The organism is Acidobacteriota bacterium, from assembly GCA_020853395.1.
Lineage (GTDB): Bacteria > Acidobacteriota > Vicinamibacteria > Vicinamibacterales > SCN-69-37 > JADYYY01.
The window spans coordinates 25,161-46,200 of the sequence record JADYYY010000004.1; the positions used below are offsets into that span (position 1 = coordinate 25,161).

The 21,040-nt window shown below is 67.3% G+C and carries 19 protein-coding genes; 6 read left to right on the plus strand and 13 right to left on the minus strand.

Translation table 11 applies throughout. The features are described 5' to 3' along the window. Nucleotide 1: 1 nt before the first annotated feature. Nucleotides 2-262, minus strand: coding sequence for a cupin domain-containing protein (locus IT184_03635; GenBank protein ID MCC7007884.1), 261 nt, complete (start codon nucleotides 260-262; stop codon nucleotides 2-4). Nucleotides 263-391: 129 nt separating this feature from the next. On the opposite strand from IT184_03635, the gene IT184_03640 reads away from it, so the two are divergent. Continuing rightward, nucleotides 392-2,554, plus strand: coding sequence for a dehydrogenase E1 component subunit alpha/beta (locus IT184_03640; GenBank protein ID MCC7007885.1), 2,163 nt, complete (start codon nucleotides 392-394; stop codon nucleotides 2,552-2,554). A 3-nt stretch (nucleotides 2,555-2,557) separates the two neighbouring features. Here IT184_03640 and IT184_03645 read toward each other — a convergent pair whose 3' ends face one another. Then, nucleotides 2,558-3,262, minus strand: a complete 705-nt coding sequence (locus IT184_03645) for a Crp/Fnr family transcriptional regulator (protein MCC7007886.1) — start codon at nucleotides 3,260-3,262, stop codon at nucleotides 2,558-2,560. 114 nt (nucleotides 3,263-3,376) lie between these two features. Here IT184_03645 and IT184_03650 point away from each other — a divergent pair, with 114 nt between their 5' ends. Continuing rightward, nucleotides 3,377-4,084 carry a DUF542 domain-containing protein gene (locus IT184_03650; protein ID MCC7007887.1) on the plus strand — a complete coding sequence of 236 codons (708 nt, stop codon included), beginning with the start codon at nucleotides 3,377-3,379 and terminating at the stop codon, nucleotides 4,082-4,084. A 29-nt stretch (nucleotides 4,085-4,113) separates the two neighbouring features. Here IT184_03650 and IT184_03655 read toward each other — a convergent pair whose 3' ends face one another. Next, the gene (locus IT184_03655; protein ID MCC7007888.1) at nucleotides 4,114-4,458 is read right to left on the minus strand and encodes a cupin domain-containing protein; all 345 of its coding nucleotides are present in this window, start codon (nucleotides 4,456-4,458) and stop codon (nucleotides 4,114-4,116) included. 119 nt (nucleotides 4,459-4,577) lie between these two features. On the opposite strand from IT184_03655, the gene IT184_03660 reads away from it, so the two are divergent. Next, nucleotides 4,578-5,267 carry a class I SAM-dependent methyltransferase gene (locus tag IT184_03660; protein MCC7007889.1) on the plus strand — a complete coding sequence of 230 codons (690 nt, stop codon included), beginning with the start codon at nucleotides 4,578-4,580 and terminating at the stop codon, nucleotides 5,265-5,267. A 50-nt stretch (nucleotides 5,268-5,317) separates the two neighbouring features. On the opposite strand, the gene IT184_03665 is transcribed toward IT184_03660, so the two are convergent. After that, nucleotides 5,318-6,976, minus strand: a complete 1,659-nt coding sequence (locus tag IT184_03665; GenBank protein ID MCC7007890.1) for an NAD+ synthase — start codon at nucleotides 6,974-6,976, stop codon at nucleotides 5,318-5,320. Nucleotides 6,977-7,216: 240 nt separating this feature from the next. Between IT184_03665 and typA the strand changes: the two genes are divergently transcribed. Further along, entirely contained in the window at nucleotides 7,217-9,055 is a 1,839-nt protein-coding gene (typA, locus tag IT184_03670) for a translational GTPase TypA (protein MCC7007891.1), read from the plus strand. Between the two features lie 88 nt (nucleotides 9,056-9,143). Here typA and IT184_03675 read toward each other — a convergent pair whose 3' ends face one another. From IT184_03675 to IT184_03690, 4 genes are all read right to left on the minus strand, one after another. After that, the gene (locus IT184_03675; protein ID MCC7007892.1) at nucleotides 9,144-13,367 is read right to left on the minus strand and encodes a PQQ-binding-like beta-propeller repeat protein; all 4,224 of its coding nucleotides are present in this window, start codon (nucleotides 13,365-13,367) and stop codon (nucleotides 9,144-9,146) included. Nucleotides 13,368-13,498: 131 nt separating this feature from the next. After that, nucleotides 13,499-14,326, minus strand: a complete 828-nt coding sequence (locus IT184_03680; GenBank protein MCC7007893.1) for a hypothetical protein — start codon at nucleotides 14,324-14,326, stop codon at nucleotides 13,499-13,501. A 13-nt stretch (nucleotides 14,327-14,339) separates the two neighbouring features. Continuing rightward, the gene (locus IT184_03685) at nucleotides 14,340-14,969 is read right to left on the minus strand and encodes a PEP-CTERM sorting domain-containing protein (GenBank protein ID MCC7007894.1); all 630 of its coding nucleotides are present in this window, start codon (nucleotides 14,967-14,969) and stop codon (nucleotides 14,340-14,342) included. A 526-nt stretch (nucleotides 14,970-15,495) separates the two neighbouring features. Continuing rightward, the gene (locus tag IT184_03690; GenBank protein MCC7007895.1) at nucleotides 15,496-15,708 is read right to left on the minus strand and encodes a hypothetical protein; all 213 of its coding nucleotides are present in this window, start codon (nucleotides 15,706-15,708) and stop codon (nucleotides 15,496-15,498) included. A 351-nt stretch (nucleotides 15,709-16,059) separates the two neighbouring features. On the opposite strand from IT184_03690, the gene IT184_03695 reads away from it, so the two are divergent. Further along, nucleotides 16,060-16,515 (plus strand): ferritin-like domain-containing protein, encoded by a 456-nt coding sequence (locus IT184_03695; GenBank protein MCC7007896.1) that lies wholly within the window; start codon nucleotides 16,060-16,062, stop codon nucleotides 16,513-16,515. A 26-nt stretch (nucleotides 16,516-16,541) separates the two neighbouring features. Here IT184_03695 and IT184_03700 read toward each other — a convergent pair whose 3' ends face one another. The 4 genes from IT184_03700 to IT184_03715 form a co-directional block, all read right to left on the minus strand. Continuing rightward, entirely contained in the window at nucleotides 16,542-17,057 is a 516-nt protein-coding gene (locus IT184_03700) for a pyridoxamine 5'-phosphate oxidase family protein (protein MCC7007897.1), read from the minus strand. A 204-nt stretch (nucleotides 17,058-17,261) separates the two neighbouring features. Further along, nucleotides 17,262-17,450, minus strand: coding sequence for a hypothetical protein (locus IT184_03705; GenBank protein MCC7007898.1), 189 nt, complete (start codon nucleotides 17,448-17,450; stop codon nucleotides 17,262-17,264). Then, nucleotides 17,447-18,112 (minus strand): hypothetical protein, encoded by a 666-nt coding sequence (locus IT184_03710; protein MCC7007899.1) that lies wholly within the window; start codon nucleotides 18,110-18,112, stop codon nucleotides 17,447-17,449. The genes IT184_03705 and IT184_03710 overlap by 4 nt, the downstream gene beginning before the upstream one ends. Before the next feature lie 256 nt (nucleotides 18,113-18,368). After that, nucleotides 18,369-18,752: a hypothetical protein gene (locus tag IT184_03715; protein ID MCC7007900.1), complete on the minus strand. Its 384-nt coding sequence runs from the start codon at nucleotides 18,750-18,752 to the stop codon at nucleotides 18,369-18,371. 173 nt (nucleotides 18,753-18,925) lie between these two features. Between IT184_03715 and IT184_03720 the strand changes: the two genes are divergently transcribed. Further along, on the plus strand, nucleotides 18,926-20,059 hold the full coding sequence (locus tag IT184_03720; protein MCC7007901.1) for a DUF2029 domain-containing protein: 1,134 nt from the start codon (nucleotides 18,926-18,928) through the stop codon (nucleotides 20,057-20,059). Nucleotides 20,060-20,080: 21 nt separating this feature from the next. On the opposite strand, the gene IT184_03725 is transcribed toward IT184_03720, so the two are convergent. After that, nucleotides 20,081-20,986: a DMT family transporter gene (locus tag IT184_03725; protein MCC7007902.1), complete on the minus strand. Its 906-nt coding sequence runs from the start codon at nucleotides 20,984-20,986 to the stop codon at nucleotides 20,081-20,083. Nucleotides 20,987-21,040: the final 54 nt, after the last annotated feature.

Consider the following 21,040-nt stretch of genomic DNA (forward strand, 5'->3'; position numbering starts at 1 on the left):
ATCAGTCGCGGGGCCGCGTCACCGTGAGCACGAACGTGTCGTCGAGGCTCTCGGCCTGGTGGCTGGCGGCGGCGGGGATCACGAGCACGTCGCCTTCGCGCGCCGTCACGTCCTCGCCCTCCACGGCCACGCGCAGCGCGCCCTGCAGCACGTACACGATCACGTCCGCGTCGTGCGCGTGCACCGGCACGATCGCGCCCTTCTTGTAGTACGCCTGCGCGAGCGCCGCGTCGCGCCCGGACACGACCTTGCGTGCCACCATCTCCGAGACTTTTTCCAGCGGGATGTCGTCCCATCTGGACAGAGTGACGCGCCGAGTCATGACGGAGTCCAGGAGTATAATCGAGCGGTTGCGCTGGCGTCGGCACGCGCCGGCTGGGGCCTGTCTTTGATGAAGACCAGTACGATCTCGACCGCCCGAGTCGATCCTCGGCCCCCGAAGCCCACCGCGCCCGCGGGTACGCGACCCTTCGACAGCTTCACGCGGAACGATCTGATCTGGATCTACCGGACGATGCTCTTGTCGCGGCGCATCGACGACAAGGAAATCCAGCTCAAGAACCAGAGCCTCATCTACTTCCAGATCAGCGGCGCCGGCCACGAAGCGATCCTCGTCGCGGCCGGCCTCGTCCTGCGGCCGGGCCACGACTGGTTCTATCCGTACTATCGGGACCGCGCGCTCTGCCTCACGCTCGGCATGACGCCGCTCGAGATGTTCCTCGCGGCGGTCGGCTCGCGCGACGACAAGACGAGCGGCGGCCGGCAGATGCCGTCGCACTGGGGCGACCGCGCGCGGCACATCGTGTCGCAGTCGAGCGCCACCGGCACGCAGTGCGTGCAGGCCATCGGCTGCGCGGAGGCCGCGCACCTCTACGAGCACATCCCCGATATCGCCGACCGCGAGACGAAGTTCCGGCGCGACGAGATCACCTACGTCTCGGTCGGCGACGGCGCGACGAGCGAAGGCGAGTTCTGGGAGGCGCTCGGCGGCGCGTGCCTCCGCCGGCTGCCGGTGATCTTCCTCGTCGAGGACAACGGCTACGCGATCTCCGTGCCCGTCGAAGCGCAGACGCCGGGCGGCAGCATCTCGCACCTCGTCGAGAGCTTCCCGCACCTGAAGGTCGTCCGCTGCGACGGCACCGACGTGGCCGACAGCTTTCGCGCGATGGGCGACGCCGCCGCCTGGTGCCGCGAGCGCCGGGGCCCGGCGCTCGTGCACGCCACCGTCATCCGCCCCTACTCGCACTCGCACTCCGACGACGAGCGGGCGTACAAGACGGCTGCCGAACGTGCCGAGGAAGCCCGGCGCGACCCGCTCGCGAAGTTCGCGGCGTACCTGAGAAGCCGGGACGTCCTGACCGACGCGGATCTCGCCGCGATCGCGAGCGACGTGGACCGCGAGGTCGCCGAGGCGGCCGACGCGGCCATCCAGGCGCCGAAGCCCACGCCCGATACGGTCACCCGCTACGTGTACTCGCCCGACGTGGACCCGACGTCGCCGGCGTTCGAGTCGGTCGCCCGGCCCGAAGGCCATCCCGACACGATGGTCGCCGCCATCAACCGCACGCTCATGGACGAGATGGCCGCCAACCCGGCGATCGTCGTCTTCGGCGAGGACGTCGCCGACGCGACGCGGCACGATGCGCTCGAGGAAGTGCAGGGCAAGGGCGGCGTCTTCAAGGTCACGCTCGGGCTCCAGCGGGCCCACGGCCCGGTGCGCGTGTTCAATTCCCAGCTCGCCGAGGCGGCCATCGTCGGCCGCGCCTGCGGCATGGGCACGCGCGGGCTCAAGCCCATCGTCGAGATCCAGTTCTTCGACTACATCTGGCCGGCGATGATGCAGCTTCGCGACGAGATCTCGATGCTGCGCTACCGATCGAACAACATGTTCTCGTGCCCGATGGTGGTGCGCGCCGCAATCGGCGGCTACCTCCGGGGAGGCTCGGTGTACCACAGCCAGTCGGGCGAGAGCATCTTCGCGCACTGCCCGGGCCTGCGCGTCGTCTATCCGTCGACGGCCGAGGATGCGGCGGGGCTGCTGCGGACGGCGATCCGCAGCGACGACCCGGTGCTCTTCCTGGAGCACAAGCACCTCTATCGCCAGACCTACAACAAGAGCCCGTATCCGGGATCGAACTACATGATCCCCTTCGGCAAGTCGGTCGTCCGGCGCGCCGGCACGGACGTCGTGGTCGTCACCTGGGGCGCCGTGGTGCAGCGCGCGCTCGTGGCCGCCCAGCAGGCCGAGAAGCACGGCGTGAGCGTGATGGTGATCGACGCGCGAACCATCGCGCCGTTCGACTGGCAGGGGATCGGCGCGGCCGTCCGCCGCACGAACCGCATCGTCGTCGCCCACGAGGACCAGCTCACGTGCGGCTTCGGCGCGGAGATCGCCGCGCGTGTCGCGGACGAGCACTTCGAGCACCTGGACGCGCCGGTCCGGCGCGTCGCCGCGCTCGACACGCCGGTCGCCTATCACCCCGACCTCGAGGAAGCGATCCTGCCCGGCGCCGACGACATCCTCGCGGCCGTGCTCGAGACCGCACGATACTGACGGTCAGGGCTCTCCGTCCGTGGCGTCCACGTGCGCCAGGGCTTCGAGGGCCGCCGCCCGCGAGATGAGCAGCCGGCGGCCGGTCGTTCGCAGCACGCCCTGCTGCTGCCAGCGCGAGAGCGTCCGGCTCACCGTGTAGAGCGTGGTGCCGCTGAGCTGTGCCAGCTCCTGGCGCGTCAGCGGAAACGGCAGCAGCAGCCCGTCCGAGGTCGGCCGGCCGCTCTGGCGCACCAGCCGGAGCAGCGCGCTCGCGATGCGGGCGCCGACGCGCGCGGTGGCCAGCTCCTGGACGCGAGTCATCGCGTCCGTCATGTGCGTCGCCATCTCGCGCATGATGTTGACGCGAACCTGCGGCGTGCCGGCGAGCAGGCGCCGCAGCGTCGGCGTCGGCCAGGCGCGCAGCCGCGTCCGATCGACCGCCACGGCCGTCACCGGATACGACGCGCCGTCGATGGCGACGACCCCGCCGAACGGCTCGCCCGGCCCGACGAAGCGCACGAGCACCTCGGCGCCCTCCGGCGTGAGCTGCAGGATCTTGAGCATGCCCGAGACGACGAGGAACAGCGCGTCGGCGGGCTCGCCTTGACGGGCGACGGCCTCGCCGCGCGCGCAGTCCCTCACGCTCGACGCCTGCAGCCAGGCCGCGCGCTCCGCGTCGGCCACGCCCTCGAACAGCCGGGAGCGGCCGGCCCCGTCGTCCGGCGACATGGGCACACAGTACTACGCGCGGCGAAGAGTTTGCGATGGCGCAAAGACCGCGGACGGGCCGCTGGCTAGAGTGGGCAGAACATCGCCGCCGGACAGCCACCCGAAGGAGCGCCCGTGGACATCACCGCCGACACCACCCTCATGGAGCTCGTCAACGACGCGCCCGCCACCATTCCCGTGCTGCAGCGCCACGCGATCCACTTCTGCTGCGGCGGGCGCGTGGCGGTGCGTGAGATCTGCGAGAACGAGCAGCTCGACCTCGATGCATTCCTGGACGAGCTGCGCGCCGCGGTGGCTGGATTCCAGGAACGCGACGACTGGCACGACGCGCCGATCGACGCGCTCATCGTCCACATCCTCGAGCGCTATCACGCGCACCATCGCGAGGACCTGCCGAGGCTCGACGGCATGCTCGACAAGGTCGTCGAGCGGCACGGCGACACGATGGGCGAGACGCTCGGCAAGCTGCAGACGCTCTTCGGGTTCATGGCCGATGCGCTGAGCCAGCACATGCGCCGCGAGGAGGCGGTGCTCTTCCCGGCGATCGCCGCGGCGGCCGATCGGCCTGAAGCGGCCGCGGCGTTTCCGATCAGGGAAGCGATCGACGCGATGGAGCGGGAGCATCGGCGCGTCGAATGGGCGATGGAGCAGATCCGGGTCGTCACCGATCGGTTCACGCCGCCGGACGGGGCCTGCGCCACGTTTCGCGGGCTCTATCACGGGCTCGGCGAGTTCGATCGGCTGCTGGACCTTCACGTCCACCTGGAGGACGACATCCTGTTCCGCCGCGCGCTCGGCCTCACGCCCGCGCCGCGCCGCTGACGCGGCAGAACCCGCCGTTCGAAAGGTATCTACGCCTTCGGCTCCCTGAGCATGATCAGGAGCATGCGCGTGGCGTCGAGCGCTTCCAGCGCGTGAGGCACGTTGGCGGGCATCCGCACGATCGTGCCGGGAGTGGCGGCCACCGGGCGGCCGCCGATCGTGAGCTGCATCGCGCCCTCGAGCACGAGCACCAGCGCGTCGAACGGCGCGGTGTGCTCGCTGAGCTCCTGCCCCGCATCGAACGAGAACAGCGTGACGTTGCCGCCGGCGGTCTTCGCGAGCACGCGGCTCGCGATGCCCTGGGCGGTCGGGCTCACGAGATCGTGGAGCGGCAGGGCCTCGGCGGCGGGAATCGTGGGAGACGGAGCGGCCATGCGATCCTCCTGGAGCTGCGCCGGAACGTTCGGCGCGGATCCGATGCTACAGGGCGGCACGTGGCAACACGTTGCGCGAGCGCAACGCCGTCGAGCGCGCGCTGCCGCATGATGACCACATGATTTGCGATCCTCTCGCCGGATCTTCGTGGAGCCGGCCCGAAACCGTCTCGGGCTTCCGCGCGTCGCCGCCGAACGAAACGCTGATGGGCTTCGCCGCGGCGGAGCTGCGGCGGACGCCTGACGGCGCCGCGATCGACATCGGTTGCGGCGCCGCGCGCAATGCCGTGCCGCTCGCCGAGCTGGGCTGGCAGGTACTCGGCCTGGACTGGTCGCGGCCGATGCTCGAGGCGGCCGCCGATCGCGTCGCCGAGCACGGCGTGGCGGATCGGGTGCGGCTCGCCCTGTCGCCGATGGACGCGCTCGAGGCGCCCGACGCATCGTTCGATCTGATCGTCGCGCACGGCATCTGGAACCTCGCCCGGTCGAGCGGCGAGTTCCGGCGTGCCGTGGCGGAAGCCGCACGCGTGGCGCGCCCGTCCGCCGGGCTGTTCGTGTTCACGTTCTCGCGCAACACGCTGCCGCCCGACGCGCCGCCGGTGCCGGGCGAGCCCTTCGTCTTCACCCAGTTCTCCGGCGCGCCGCAGTGCTTCCTCACGCGCGAGCAGTTGCTGGACGAGCTCGGCCGGGCCGGATTCGCGCTCGACCCCGGCGTGCCGTTCGCCGAGCACAACCTGCCACGGCCCGGTGCGATGCCGACCGGGCGCGTGCCGGTGATCTACGAAGCCGCCTTTCGCTTCACGCGCTGACCCCGTCGTCCGGCCGGCACGGTCGGACGCGAATCGCGTCTCGCGCGGTCTCAATACCGGTAGTTGGCCGCGATCGGATACCGCCGTCCGGTACCGAACGCCTTCGAGGAGATCTTGATGCCCGGCGCGGCCTGCCGGCGCTTGTACTCGCTGCCGTCGATCCGGCGGATCACGTCCGTGACGACCGCGCGGTCGAACCCCCGCCGGACGATGGCCTCGGCGTCGAGGTGCTGTTCGACGTAGGCCGCGATGATCGGATCGAGCACGTCGTACGGGGGCAGGCTGTCGGTGTCCTTCTGGTCGGGTCGCAGCTCGGCGCTCGGCGGCTTGGTGATGGTCGACTGCGGGATGACGGCACCGCGGCGGTTGATGTGGTCCGCCAGCCGGTACACGAGCAGCTTCGGCACGTCGCTGATCACCGCCAGCCCGCCCGCCATGTCGCCGTACAGCGTGCAGTAGCCGACCGCCAGCTCGGACTTGTTGCCGGTCGAGAGCAGGAGCCAGCCGCGCTGGTTGGAGAACGCCATCAGCACGGCGCCGCGCACCCGCGCCTGCAGGTTCTCCTCGGTCGGCCCCGTGCAGCCGCCGGGCAGCACGGGTGCCAGCACGTTCAGGTACGCCTGGAAGATCGGGTCGATCGGCACCTCCATGAACTCGATGCCCAGCGCAGCGGCCAGCTCGGCAGCGTCGCGCCGGCTGTGATCGGACGAGTAGCGGGACGGCATCGCCACGCCGAGCACGCGCTCGGGCCCGAGCGCCTCGGCGGCGAGGCAGGCCGTCACGGCCGAGTCGATGCCGCCGGAGAGGCCGACGATCGCGCCCGAGAAGCCGCACTTCCTCGCGTAGTCGCCGAGGCCGAGGCGGAGCGCACGGTAGGCCGCCTCTGGCTCCGACGCCGACACGGTCCGCAGGACCGGCGTGGCCGCGGCCGCCGGCTGCCCCACCGGCACGTCGATCGTGACGATGTCTTCCTCGAACTCGGCCGCGCGCAGCAGCTCGGCGCCGTCGGGTCCGAACCCGATCGACCGGCCGTCGAACACGAGATCGTCGTTGCCGCCGACCTGGTTGACGTAGAACGAGAAGCGTCCGTGCTCCACGGCGTCACGCTCGATCAGCCGCCGGCGCTCGCCCGCCTTGTCGAGCGTGAACGGGCTCGCCGAGATGTTGACCAGCACGTCGGCGCCGCCCGTGACCAGCTCGCGGACCGGGTCGCGATGGTACAGGCGCCTCGGCAGCACGTCGCGGTCGTTCCACACGTCCTCGCAGATCGTGAGCCCCAGCTTCCATGGGCCGGCGTCGACCGGCGACACGTCCCTGGCCGGCTCGAAGTAGCGGTCCTCGTCGAAGACGTCGTAGGTCGGCAGCAGCGACTTGTAGCGGCGGGCGACGACGCGGCCGGACTGGCAGAGGGCCACCGCGTTCCTCAGCGGCTTGCCTTCCGCGGACGTGTTGCGATCGACGAACCCGATCAGGATGCCGAGCCGGCCCGTCGACAGGCGCGCCACGCGGTCGAGCAGGTCCAGGTTGGCGTCGACGAACCGTGGGTGCCACAGCAGGTCGCGCGGCGGGTAGCCGGTGGTGGCCAGCTCGGAGAACACGACGAGATCCGACCCATCGGCCTCGGCGCGCGCGATGGCCGACCGCATGCGCTCGAAGTTCGCGTCGAACGCCCCGACCGTGAAGTTCAACTGCGCGATCGTCAGCCGCATCGTCCGTCGTCCGCGCGATGATAGCCGATGGCGCGGACGGGCGGCGCCCACGCGCGCACGAGCCGCGGAGATCGTCGGCGGGTCGCGTACAGGCGGCGTCGAGATCGATCGTGATGCGCGGCGAGCCCACGAACGTGCCGGCGAAACCGCCGCCCAGGACGAGCGTCCCGAAGTCAGTCAGGCCCGGGCGCCGAAACCGGGCACGGGCGGGCTGCCGCGGACGTTCGCTATACTGAGCGGATGTCTTCGTCGCTCCCGAGCTCGCAGGAGGTCGCCAACCCGCTTCGCCGGAACGTCGCCATCATCGCGCACGTCGACCACGGCAAGACCACGCTCGTGGACGCCCTGCTCCACCAGAGCGGGATCTTCCGCGCGAACGAGCGCGTCGACGAGCGCGTCATGGACTCGAACGAGCTCGAGCGCGAGCGCGGCATCACGATCCTCGCGAAGAACACCGCCGTCCACTACGAGGGGCACCTCATCAACATCGTGGACACGCCGGGCCACGCCGACTTCGGCGGTGAGGTCGAACGGACGCTCTCGATGGTGGACGGCGTGATGCTGCTCGTGGACGCGTCCGAGGGTCCGCTGCCGCAGACGCGGTTCGTGCTGAGGAAGGCCCTCGAGCGCGGCCTCCCGCCCATCGTCGTCGTCAACAAGATCGATCGGGGCGATGCGCGCCCGAAGGCGGTGCTCGACGAGGTGTACGACCTCTTCATCGATCTCGACGCCACGGTCGACCAGCTCGAGTTTCCGGTGCTGTTCACGAACGCCCGCGCCGGCACTGCGACGACCGACCTCGAGCAGCCTGGCGCCGACCTGCGGCCGCTCTTCGACGCCGTCCTGACGCACACGCCGCCGCCGCGCGGCTCGGCGTCGAAGCCGCTCCAGGTGCTCGTCGCGAATCTCGACGCGAGCGACTATCTCGGCCGGCTCGCCATCGGCCGCATCTTCAACGGCACGGTGAAGGTCGGCGATCCGATCGGCGTCTGCAAGCTGGACGGCTCGGTCAGGCGCACCACCGTCACGAAGCTGTACACGTTCGAGGGGCTGAAGCGCGTCGAGGCGATCGCGGCGGCCGCCGGCGACATCATCTGCCTCGCCGGCATCGAGGACATCATGATCGGCGAAACGATCAGCGAGGCCGAACAGCCGGTGCCGCTGCCGACGATCGCGGTCGACGAGCCGACCGTGTCGATGATCTTCGGCGTGAACACGTCGCCGTTCGCGGGCCGCGACGGCCGGTTCGTCACGTCGCGGCAGATCAAGGACCGCCTGGATCGCGAGCTCGTCGGCAACGTCTCCATCCGCGTCGAGCCGACCGACCTGCCCGAGCAGTTCAAGGTCTTCGGGCGGGGCGAGCTGCAACTGTCGATTCTGATCGAGATGATGCGCCGCGAAGGCTACGAGCTGCAGGTCTCGCGGCCCGAGATCGTGACGCGGGAGATCGACGGCGCGCGGATGGAGCCGGTGGAGGACCTCGTCATCGACGTCGCCGAGGAGTTCCAGGGCGTCGTGATCGCGCAGGTCGGCCAGCGCCGCGGGATGATGACGCGGATGGTGAACCACGGGAGCGGGCGCGTGCGGCTCGAGTTCCGGATTCCGGCGCGCGGCCTCATCGGCTTCCGCGCGCTCTTCCTCACCGAGACGCGCGGCACCGGCATCATGAACCATCTGCTCCACGGCTGGGAGCCGTGGCACGGCCCGATTCCCGCGCGGGCGAACGGCGCGCTCGTCGCCGACCGGCCCGGCAAGGCCACGGCCTATGCGATCGCCAACCTGCAGGAACGCGGCGAGATGTTCATCGAGCCGGCGGTCGAGGTCTACGAGGGGATGATCGCCGGCGAGAACTCGCGGCCGAACGACCTCGACGTGAACATCACCAAGGAGAAGAAGCAGACGAACATGCGGGCGTCGACGGCCGACGAGGCCATCCGCCTCATCCCGCCGCGCCAGATGGGGCTCGAACAGGCGATCGAGTTCATCAACGACGACGAGCTCGTCGAGATCACGCCGGGGAACATCCGGCTGCGCAAGCGCGTGCTCGCCGCGAACATGCGTCCGAGGCGCGCCGAGTAGAGCTTCGACACGTGCCCTCCGCGCGCGCCTGAGCAGGCGCGCGGTGCCGCCGCTTACAGGACGCGCCCTCCTTGGGGCGAGGCGCTCGTCACTTCAGGATCAGGAACGACTCGCGCAGCACCGTACCGAGTTTCTGGCTGTCGCCGTCACAGCCGGCCCCTCCGCTCTGGCCACAACTGACCGAGACGGCAGTCTGACCATCAACTCGCAGGTTGTACCCGAACGACCACGAACCTGCTCCGTTGACGACCTCGACCTCGACGAGATTCAGACCGGGTTGGAGCAGCGTCGCCAACTCGAAGCTTCGGGAGCCCGTCTCTTCTGCGAGAAGCTGCCCGTTGACTCTCAAGGTCTGCATTTCGTCCACGTTGAAGAACTCAAGCTTCGTGTGACCGCCCGCATGGATGACGCGCGGCACGCGGAAGACCTTGGACGAGCCCGACTCCTGCAGATAGACTCGGCCGTCCGCTGCTACCTCGAGGTGGCAATTGTTCTCGCAGAAGCCGGACGTGTTCAGCTTGGCGAGAATCGAACCGCTGCGCGCGTCCAGAATCGCAACCTTCTGCTTCAGTCCGTCGGCCCGATCAAGGACCAGCATGTAGATCGTATCGCCTTGGCTCCCGATTGAGTCACCGTTGAACTGGAGGCTCCCCTGCGTCCACACCGTGCCGTTCACCAGGTTGACTCCGGTAAGGGTTCCAGGTGTTCCGAAAAGGTCGGGACGGGACAGTCCGATGAGTCGATCGCCATGGACAGTGTAGATGGAGAAGCTCACGCCGGCCACCGTCGCGAGCGCGGTCGTCTGGCAGTTCGCGTCGGTCCTGTAGATGGTCGTCCCGTCGGTGGTGAAGATTCCTTCTGTCGAACTGAACCGCACGAAGTCCGGCAGAGAGCTCGAACAGGCGGGCGCCAAGGTTTCGCGATCGTAGCGGGTGAGGCTCAGGCCGTTGACGAGATAGGGGTGGCCACCCGCGCCTCGATACCACGTGCCGACGGTGCCGGGTAGGAGCAGCGACGGCGACCCGTTCCGATCGAACACCGTTGCCCCGAACTCGGCTCCGGGGAACGCTGGCGCGGTGGTCACGAACACGTTCCCGGTCGTTTCGTCCACCAGCAGACGGCCGGTGAACCGATCGCCGACGGCCGCCTGTGGCCAGTTGCCGAACATGGCGCCGGACCGATACCCGCCGACGTGAATGCGCGAGGTCTGCAGGAATACGTCGTCGTCGGCCCCCGGCGTGATGATCAGCGGCGCCTGGAAGTCGCCCCCAAACCCCGACGCCCCCTCAGTTTCTCCCTCGGTCGCCTCCCAGTTCACGGACCCGTAGGGACTCAGCGACAGAAGCGTGAAGAGACGGCAGGCAGAGTCACCGCAGGGACTAGCGATCTTCAGGGTCAGGAGATTGCCGTGTCGGTCACTGACCAAGCCGACCAAGCCCCTCCCAGCCACTTGGGGTACCAGGTTGCCGTCGAAGGCGACGATTGACGGCTTCGATGCTACGGCCGGCTGGAACGTCTGAACGCTGATGTCGAACGGCACCGACCTCGACCCGTCCGGGTTTACGGCGACCAGGCTGTAGACGCCGGGGGTTCCAAAGGTCACCGCGAGCTTCATCGAAGCCGTCGCCACTGACTGAACCTGCCCTGGCGCCTGTAGTGTCGCGAGGAGACTGCCGTCCAGATAGACCTCGACGCTGGAGCATGCCGTGGCCACGCTTGGTTCTGGGCAACTGAAGCCGGTGCCGGAGAGCCGGATCAACTGGTCCGTCAGCCCCGCGTAGACGGTCAGCGGCTCGACAGCCGTGATGGTCGGCCCCGTCGGTTGGGGCCCCGCCTGCTGGCGCAGTTTGTAGACGCTTCCGTTCGTCGTGGCGAAGTACACGGCGCCGTCGGCGATGACCGGCTGGCCGGTCACCGGAAACGGCGTGGCAAAAGTCCAATCGACAGTGCCATCAACTTGCCTGAGAACGTACAGTCCAGCGTTCGCGCCGACGAACACCCGACCTGAGGCGTCCACGGATGGATCGGTGGTGAAGATGCCGGGGCGGGCCACCTGCATGCTCCAGACATCGGTGCCTCTGGCGGCCAGAATCCGATCGTCCTGAAACGCGTACCCGGTGCGGACCGTGGAAGTGCCGTCCGGAAACAGGCTCGCTCGGCCCGTGGTGTACTCCCCGCAGCACGAGTCGCTCGCCAACGTCAGATCCGGATTCCAACTCGAAAATCCGCCAATGAAGATGACGCCGGTGAACTGCTGGAACCCGCCCCAGAGATGGGCGGTGTCGTCGATCATCAGCTCCGTACCACTGGCGGTACCACGTGCCAATTCGACGCCGGTCGTTCGGTCGAGTTTCAGGTTCCCAACGCCAGGACAGGCGCCGTAGACGTGACCGTCAGCGCCGATGGCCGGCGCACCTGCCCACCGCGTGGTGCACACCGTCGACGTCCAGGAATGCGAACCGAGCGCATAGGCCACGGCTCCCGATCGGTGATTGACGAAGAAGAACACGCCACCTTGATCGTCGACGATGACATCGCTCGGCTGGCCGTCTTGCTGGTCTCCATGCTCCAACACGATCGGAGCCGACAGATCCTTGTTGAATCGCAGTAGATCCCACCCACCGCCCGGGCTGTAGGTCCCGAAATAGACGAACCCGTTGACGTCGTCGATGGCCGCGGACGTCACGACCGGCTGGGCCTTCCCGGAGACGGCCGCTACAGGCGCTTGCGCGAACACCTGGCCGTCGCTCCCGAGCGCGTAGAACTTGTCGCTTGCGAAATACAGTCGACCTTCCGCCGAGACGGAGAGCCCTCCGACCACGGGTTCCGCTGTCGGAAACACCCAGTGGGGGCTCGTGGGCCGCGTGGCCGGCCCAGCGGACCCGCTGCGACTCGTGCGGCGGGCGTCGTGGCCGTTCATCGGCCAGACACGCGCTCCCGGGTCGGCAGCCGTCACCTCAATCCGCGCCGTGGCGGTGTCTTCTCCGCCGTGTCCATCGGTCACGCGCAACGTGATGTCGTAGGTTCCCGCGCGGAAGCCCCAGGTGAAGGTGGCGGCGCCGCTCGCCAGAAGGCACGGCGGCGTACCGCCCGGCGTGCAGGGCGTATCAGCGGTCCACGTGCGCGATGCGATCGAATCGCCGTCAGGATCTGACGACTGGTCGGTGAAGGTGACGCGCGCCTCACCAGTCGTCCGATCCGTGATCACGTTCAGCGTCTGACCATTTGCCACGGTCGCAGTTTCATGACTGGCGACGAAATGAGCAATGGGCGCCAGATTCTCAACCGGTTCGGGCGGCGGAGTGCCGACGACATCAACAGTAACCGTAGCCTGATTGCTCTGCCCGGCTATTGTCGTGTAGATGTACTCAAACTGCGTTCGGCCGATATTTTGACTGCTTGCATGTACCCTGAATCCGCCATCTCCCGTGTTTTGAATGAAGGACGGTGCGTTGAGGAATGAGACTGAACTCGCCGGTAGCGGAACCCTATCATTCAGAAGAAGTGTTCCGGTCGGAGCTACAAATGTCTGATCTGCCCCCACGGAGTAGGTGTCGTCTACTGCGGCGCGTCTTGTTCCGGCCAGCAGGTGAAACAACAACCTTCGCCATGGCTCGTCCTTCGCAAGGTAAGTCTCAAGAAAGTGGCAATGAATACTCCCAGGAAGCGTAGTCGCTTCGCAAGTCGGAGCGCTCGTTGTTGGATCAAGCGCGTTGAACACAACGTGGTGAATAGGATCCGCGTTGAGCGTGGTGTACTCCACCGGGTTGCCGGACCGGCCGGCAACTCGACTCGAGGGAGTCGCAAGGCCAACGACTTCCATCTTCGCGGCTAACCCAGGCCCCGTTCGCACGATTGCGTCGTACACCTCGTTGGCAAAAAAGTTGCCTTGCGAGTGACCGACGACTACGACTCGGAGTCCAGCAACCATCATGGTGAGTGCTTGCTGAACCATCGTGTCAAGATCAATTTGCTGTTGATCTGTTCTGGCGCCCTCGAGTTCCACCCAGTTTTTGGCGAGTTCATCTGCAAAGAACTTCGTCGCCCTGACGCCGAGGTCCACGTAATTGCCTGAGACATAGTCCACGCCCAGCCTCACCAGCAACCTGAAATCAGCGGGATCAATTACTGGGTACCCCTCCTCGCGCAGTTTCTGCTTCACGGACTCGTCGAGATCAGCAACGAGATCAGCCGTCGTGTTGTGGCCAGGAAGAACTACCACCTCACAGCCCAGGACTTCTGCGAGTTGCTTCCTCAGTTGACGGCGATTGGTATCGAGGTCGTGCCAGTTCGTCATGATGCCGTTGATCAAGAGAACACCTGCCCTCGGTGGACCGCAGGGCTCGGCAACTGCAAGGCGTACGGCGCCGAGGAGCAGCGAGGCCATAACGAGCAAGGTGCGCCTAGTGCTGGCTGTCACACGTCCTCCGCGCTGTGCCGAGTTCAATAGGTTCGGCAGGTTGAGAATCTCGGTGGGATGGTGTCGGTAGTATCAGGTGCTGGCGGCGGATACCTGTTCGCCGTCATATAAGCCGAATTACGAGCCTCTGTGTTCAGAAGGCGCGCGAGAACTAGTTCACGCGGGACTCTGAAATCCCTCGTGCCGAATCGATCGATCAGACACTCCTCAGCGTCCATGACAGCTAGCCAATGGAGAGCGGTCCGTTGTGGCTGTCCCGCTTCGACGACTAGGGACTGCAGAGACTGTACGAACTGCGTGAGACCGTTCTGCTGAGTGCGATCTGGGTAGTTGATGATGATGAATCGCTGAATATCATCTCGAACACCGTCTTCGTCCGAATCAATCCCCTCGAGCGTCTGCTTTCCAGCCTCCCCAGGATCCGGCGGGAGCTTCACGGGGTCGACCGTGACCGTCATCACCGGCGACAACGTCCTGGCCAGGACCCCTTTGAACGGCGCGGAGACTCTGTAGTACAGCTGCCCCACTCCAGCCTGGTTGAGCGACACGCTGCGGCTGAAGATCTTGTCGCCGGCGACGGCGTCGCCGTTCGTTCCCGTGTCGTTCATGACCCCCACCGTGCTCAGGGTCTTGCCGCCGGCATCGGTCTGGAGAAGGTTCAGACCAGTCGGTTGTAGCGACGGGTCCGTGATCTTCGCCGTGAACACGACCGTGGTCGGCGTGTTGATGACGATGTACGCGGGGTTGACGCTCACCGCATCGATCTGGGGAGCGGCGGCCTGAAGCCACGCCACGGCCCCGGCCGCGAGGACGACCCCGACGAGACCTGCCGAAACGAGAGCTTTCTTCATAAGTTTGATGTGGTCAGTCCAGAGGCTGGCTTGCGGCTCCCCTGCGGCGTCGCGCCAGGAGTGCTGAGGCACCGCCAAGGACCAACAGTAGAGAACTCGGTTCGGGCACCGGAGTCGGCGTCGGTGCGTCGAACGGGGTGATCGTGGCGTCGTCGATGAAGAAGGACCCGCCAGCCGGATCCCCGGTGATGACGACCGATGCGATGCCCAGGAGCGACGAGAGTTGCAGCAGCTCATTGGGCGCGCTGCCAGGCTCGCCAGACTCCAGGCCGTTGGCCGAGAAGGCGGAAGTCACCGAGCCCAGCGGGTTGTTGGCGCTGTCGAACGCGACCAGCGTCAACTGCGCGATGTAGTTGAAGTAGCCGCCGAAGGCCGCAATGGGCGTGTTGAACGCGATCGTGAGGGGACCTCCGTCGTCCAACACGGCATTCACGCCGGACTTGGGCGGAAAGTCCTGCTCGTTGAGGGAGCTGCCCGCGGTCAGGACGGTGGCGTTGGAGAACGTCAGTCCTGGGAACTGCGTCGTCACGGCGTCGAACTCGCCCAGGCCCTCGAAGTCCAGGACCAACGGCGTTGCCTGAACTGGCGACGGGAGGGTGAGCGCGATGACCAGTACAGCCAGCCAACGCATGAAGGTGGGCATGAGAGCGCCCCGTTGAAGGAACATATATCTCTTGTTTGTGCACGACGAGTACCACATATATGTTCTAGACGCAAGGGTGCGCCCAACGCGTACCAAGGCGCGCAGTCTTCGCCGGCACGGACTTGTCCCATTCGCCAGGGAGACTGCCCGCCTTGCGTGGGTGCGTTTCCCTCTCGAGCGGCTGGCGCTGTGTCGCCGTCAGAGTGAGCGGATGGCGGCAAGCTGTCCGGGACCGGGAGAAGTCGCGGCGTGTGAATCAAACCGAGCAGGCCCAGGGCCTCCAGCACCGTGAGCCCGATGGTCGGCAGGCTGTCAGCGTCGAGGTCGGGCGAGCGTGACCCTTCGATCTCGTGACGTACGAAACCGGCGGCGGACACGTACGAGTTTCGCTGCCACACGACAAGAGACCGACGGGCGGTTCACTCGACTCGATCTCGCGTCCGTACGACATCCGCAGCGCGTCCACCCAACGCCCGCGCGCGTGCGTGCGAGGCTGGGAGCCTGTCCACGTGCCTTGATCCGGCGTTCAGGTGACCGCGGCGGCGTTGCCACCCATCCGCGATTCGGCATCGGGGCAGTCGATCATCGCCATCGCGAACCCGCGCACCGCAACGTCTTGACGCCGTGACACTTCACCGGCGCTGCCGAGGGCGCTGATGAGGCGAAGGAAAGGCGGGCGTCGGTCGCCGATTCGCGCGATCGGGTCACGCGATCCGATGATCGGGATCCCGATCGCCATGCTGCCGCTCCAGTTGCGCGCGATCCGATCGCGATCGCCGCTGATCGGTGGCCCGTTGCCGGCGATCTGGCGCGCGCGGCGGCCGATCCGGCGACAGAATCGGGCGATCGAGACGGCGATCCGCGTGGTGCACATGGCTGGCTTACGGCTTGGATGCGTTTCAACACTCCCGCGGCGAGGGTGGCGCCGGACGGGGCCGCCCCGCGTGGCGTGCAGGCGACGCCTGTGATCACGCGCGTGGTACCAAGCACCACGTGGGGCTGTCCGACGACAGGACCCGCGCTCGACGCTCGGCATTGACTATCGGCAGCGGCTGAAGGAGGCTGTGGAGAGCCCCAGCGAGAGGATGCGATGACGGCAACCGACACCACGAAGGCGCGAGCGGCCCTGATCGACGGGCTGAACGAAGATCTGGCGAGGGAGTACCAGGCGATCATCGCCTACATCGTGTACTCGCAGATGCTCAAGGGCGCGGCGTACATGGCCATCGCCGAGGAGCTCCAGAAACACGCCTCGGAGGAGCTGAGTCACGCGCTCAAGGTGGCCAAACACATCGACTACCTCGGCGGCACGCCGGTGGCCAAGCCGAAGCCGGTGAAGGTCACCGAGAAGGCTGAAGAGATGCTCCGCGCCGACCTCGAGAACGAGACGGAGACCGTGCGGGAGTACCGTAAGCGGCTTCAACAGGCCGAAGCGTTGGGCGAGTTCGGCATCGCCGAGGACCTCCGCGAGATCCTGCGCCAGGAGATGGAGCATCAGATCGATCTCGCCACCGCGCTGGGCATCGACGTGCCTCACCTGTCGTAGGCGCGGACGCCGCGGGGTCGGCGCGATCACGTCGGGCGGGGCGGAGTCACGTGGTGCATCTGCCCGACGTCGGGCGTGTTCCCGGTCAGCCAACCCTTCACGAGCTCGAACAGCACCACCGGCTGCGGCTCGTTCATCTCGAGAAACGCGGCGGCGTGAATCGTGACCCCGATGAGCACCATGCGCGGGTCGTCCTTCGTGCCGTCGCGAGGGTCGCCCTCCTTCGGGAACCATGCGGCCCATTCCGGCGCGTACAGCTCGTGAATCTTCGCGCGGTCTCGCGTCAGCGCCGCGAGGCCCGACACCGAGATCCACTCGCGCGTCCGATCCTTGTAGTACGCGAGGTTCACGTGCGGGTCCGCCAGGAGGTCGCGCACCTTCGGCGTGCCGTCGAGCGTGACGAACCAGAGATCCGCGCCGGCCGCACGCTTCTGCGTGGCCATCGCCCGCGACTGCAGGTGACCATCGAGCCGCCGCGTCGTCATCATGGCGATCTCGATGTCGTCGATGTGTTCGTAGAGCTTGTTCAGGTCACCGGACATAGCTCGGGCTGGGTGCAGATCGTGCGCCAACGTCAGCCAAGCGGGAGTCGCGCGTCATCGCCGTGCGGTACGCCTCGAGGGTCCGTTCGGATTCAGGGCCGTGCCGCGATTGCGTCGGCGTCGACGTACCGCTGAAGGCAGTCGGCGGTGGATCGGTGCTCGGGTGCGATCGTACGCGGCCGCACGGCACGGCCGCGCGTCCGGTCAGCCGCAGAGCGTGCGATGGTCGAAGGGCAGATCGAATGTGCCGCTGACGCCCGTCGCTGGGCTTCCGGGATAGGGTGGCAGCGTGCCGTCCACCGTGCCGGCGATGCGCGACGCGGACACGCTCGTGACCGCGTGACACGTCCGCGCGCTCTCGATCCGGCTTCGACCGAGATAGCGCGTTTTCACCGTCCAGGAGGATTCGTCTGCGGGCCCATCGTCGCGCGGGCGGCCGCGATCTTCGCCGCGACGTCCGCGTAGCGGTCCGTCATCCCGCGAAACGCACCGAATCCACCCTGTGCCAAGGGGACAAGTCGGTCACCTGCACGTTCGAAGATGGCGCCGTTGAACAACCGATAGACACCTGGCACGGGCTTGGCGCCGTCCGAGGTCGCCGGTTGGAGGAACATCACGTACGTCGTGTTGACGATCGGCATCTCCAGGCCGGCCAGTCCTGAATGAATCCGCACGCCATTGCGTTCGACCTCGCCCGCGTTCACGCGAAGGACGACCGTGGCTCTTGCCCCGGCGGCTACCTGCACCGGCGTCAGCGACCCGGCAAGAACCCGCATCGGGATGATCTCGAAGTCCGTCAGAACGTCGGTGTCGGATTCATCGATATAGGTCCGTGCGTTGCTCAGTATGCCCTCCACGACTGCGGTCGACCGCCGTGTCATGTCGTCGAGCGACATCGGCATGGTCTCAATCAGCCTCACCAACATGAGGGGTTGACCAGGACGTGGAGGCGACGATTCGATCTGGCGTGAGATCGTTGGTCGCGAACTGCTTTGACCGACGACGGGCCACGCAAGCGACAGGCACAGCAGTAGGCTGAGAGTTGCGCATCTCATGTCAGACCTCGGAACTACTGTTTGGCGCGCCCCGCGATTCGCCGAACGAGCGCGCCGTGGTCTTTCGGAAACTGCCTGTAGACTGCAGACGCATCGCCGACTCCTGGCGTGACGGCTGGCCCGGACACGTTGAACAGACCAAGGTTTACGACACGGTAGACGCCTGGCTCTCGACGATCGACGACTTCTCTCTTCAGAAACAGGATGTAGTGCGATCGGTCGTTTGCGGCCAGTTGGATGTGCGGATTGATTTCCTTCACCGTGATCCCGTCGACGACGACCTCGCCACCGCTATTCTGAGCATGAAAGGCACGATGTCTCCTGGAGGCCCTTCCCTCTTCAGGTCACCGGCCAGGATCTCGAGCGGCACGATGTTGTAGTCAGTGACGACGTCCGTTCCGTCGGCCGTGACGCGCGAGTCGATGATCGACAGCCGGGCTTCGACCACGACGTCCGCGTAGCGGTCCGTCATCCCGCGAAACGCACCGAAGCCGTTGAACGCCAGCGCAGACAAACGCCCATCGGTCCGTTCGAAAATCGCGCCGTTGAAGAGACGAAAGACGCCTGGAATTGGCTTCCCGGCGCCAGGTGCGACAACCTGCTGGACGAACATCAGGTAGAGCGTATTGAAAGCCGGCATTCGTGCACCGCTCAGGACGGATCGAATCAGCACGCCGTTGCGCTCGACCTCACCGGCATAGACGCGAAGAACGAGTCTGGCTCGTGTCCCGGCCGTCGTTCAGGCGCGGAACCTCGGCAGATCGCCCAGCGCCGTTTCGCTCGCCGGCCCGAATCGGACAGAATCGGTCTATCGTGCCCAGTTGGCTCAAGCCGCTCGTCTGGCCGCTCGCGTTTCTCGGGCTGGCAGCGCTCCTCTACAGCACCAGGATCCAGCGCGAGATGGTGGACTTCGAGGTCTATCGCACGGCGGCCGAGCGCGCGTTGACCGGCGAGCCGCTGTACCGCGCGAGCGACGGCCACTACCAGTTCAAGTACCTGCCGGCCTTCGCCCTCGCGATGGCGCCCTTCGCCGTGGTCGACCACGAAGCCGCCAAGGTCATCTGGTTCGCGCTCTCCGCCGGGCTGCTGTCCGCGTTCCTGCGCTGGTCCGTGCGCGCCCTCCCCGAGCGCCGCCGGTCCGAGAAGGTCCTCCTCTGGCTCACCGTGCTGTTCATGGCCAAGTTCTACGCCCACGAGCTGATGCTCGGCCAGACGAACATCCTGCTCGGCACGCTGCTCGTCGGCGCGCTGCTGGCCGTGCAGATCGACGCGCCGCGGGCGGCCGGCGTGCTGATGGGGCTGGCGGCGTTCGTCAAGCCGTACGCGCTCCTCCTGCTGCCCTGGCTCGCGTTCACCTATGGTGCCGCCTCCGTTCTCGCCGCCGTCGTCGTCCTCGTCGCGGGCCTGCTGCTGCCGGCGCTGTTCTACGGCTGGGGCGGCAACATCCAGCTCCTCGCCGACTGGTTCCAGGCCGTGACGGGGACGACCGAGAACAACCTGCTCGGCGCCGACAACGTCTCGCTCGCCGCGATGTGGGCCAAGTGGCTCGGCATCGGCCAGATTGCCACGGCGCTCACGACCGTGACGATCGGCGTCGTGCTCGGGCTCGTGGCCGTCGTGTGGGTCCGGCGCCGGCAAATCACGAACCCCGACTACCTCGAGTTCGCGATGCTCATGCTCGTGGTGCCGCTGCTCTCGCCCCAGGGCTGGGACTACGTGCTCTTGCTCGGCACGCCCGCGGTCGTCTGCCTGCTGGACCGCTGGGAGGAGGTCGGCCCCGAATGGCGCATCGCCACGGCCGCATCGCTCGCGCTGATGGGCCTCACGATCTTCGACCTGATGGGCCGCGCGCTCTACGCGCGGTTCATGGCGCTGTCGATCGTCAGCGTCGCGGCGATCGGCGTGGCCGTCGCCCTCACGCACCTGCGATGGCGGGAGTTGGGATGAGCGCGGTCCGAATCCCGAGACTCACGATCGCTGCAGCCGCGTCAGCACCACGCCGCCGACGACCAGCGCGGCGCCCACGATCTTGAGGACCGTGAGCGGCTCGCCGAGCCAGACGGCGGCCACGAGCATCGCCACGAGCGGGATCGCGTTCGAGTACATCGCCGTGTACGACGGCCCGAGGCGCTGCACGCCTGCGTACCACACGAGATAGCAGAAGCAGAACGCGCCGAGCGACGCGAAGAGCAACGCACCCCAGACCGCCCCGCTCAGCGCGCCCCACTGGACGTCCGCGAAGTCCGGCAGGGAGATGAGCGCGTACGGCACCGTGCCGATCGCCATCGACACGCCGGTGACGAAGAGCGGTGAGTGGCGTGCCATCAGGCGGATGCCCCCGATCGTGTAGGCCGCCCAGCAGACGACGCCGGCCCCGATCATGAGATCGCCGGCGAGCGTGCTCGATCCGAGCGACGCGCCGTGGCCGACGACGAAGTAGATGCCGACGGCCGAGAGCGCGGCGCCCAGCCAGTGCACGAGGCCGACGCGCTCGTGCCCCATGATCGCCGAGGCCAGCGCGACGACCGCCGGCGTGGTGCCGAAGATCAGCGCGCCGTTCGACGCCGTCGTCCTCGCCAGCCCGCCGACGAAGAACAGTTGATACAGGCAGTGGCCGGAGAAGCCGAGCCACACGAGGTCGCGGCGATCCTGCGCCGTGACCTTGTGCGGCGTGTAGAAGATGGCGGCGAGCCCGGTCGTCGCGCCGCCAGGCGTGCGACGCCGCGCGAGCGCGATCATCGCCAGGTAGACCGATGACGCGATCGCCAGCCGAAGCGTGGCGAACACGGGCGGAGGAATTTCGAGGAACGCGCGCTTGAGGACGCTGTAGTTGACGCCCCAAATCACGACCATCAGGACGAGGAGCGCGGTCATTTCAGATCCGAGGGGCTTCGCCCCGCGGACACCCCCACGGCGTCGCTTGCGGGG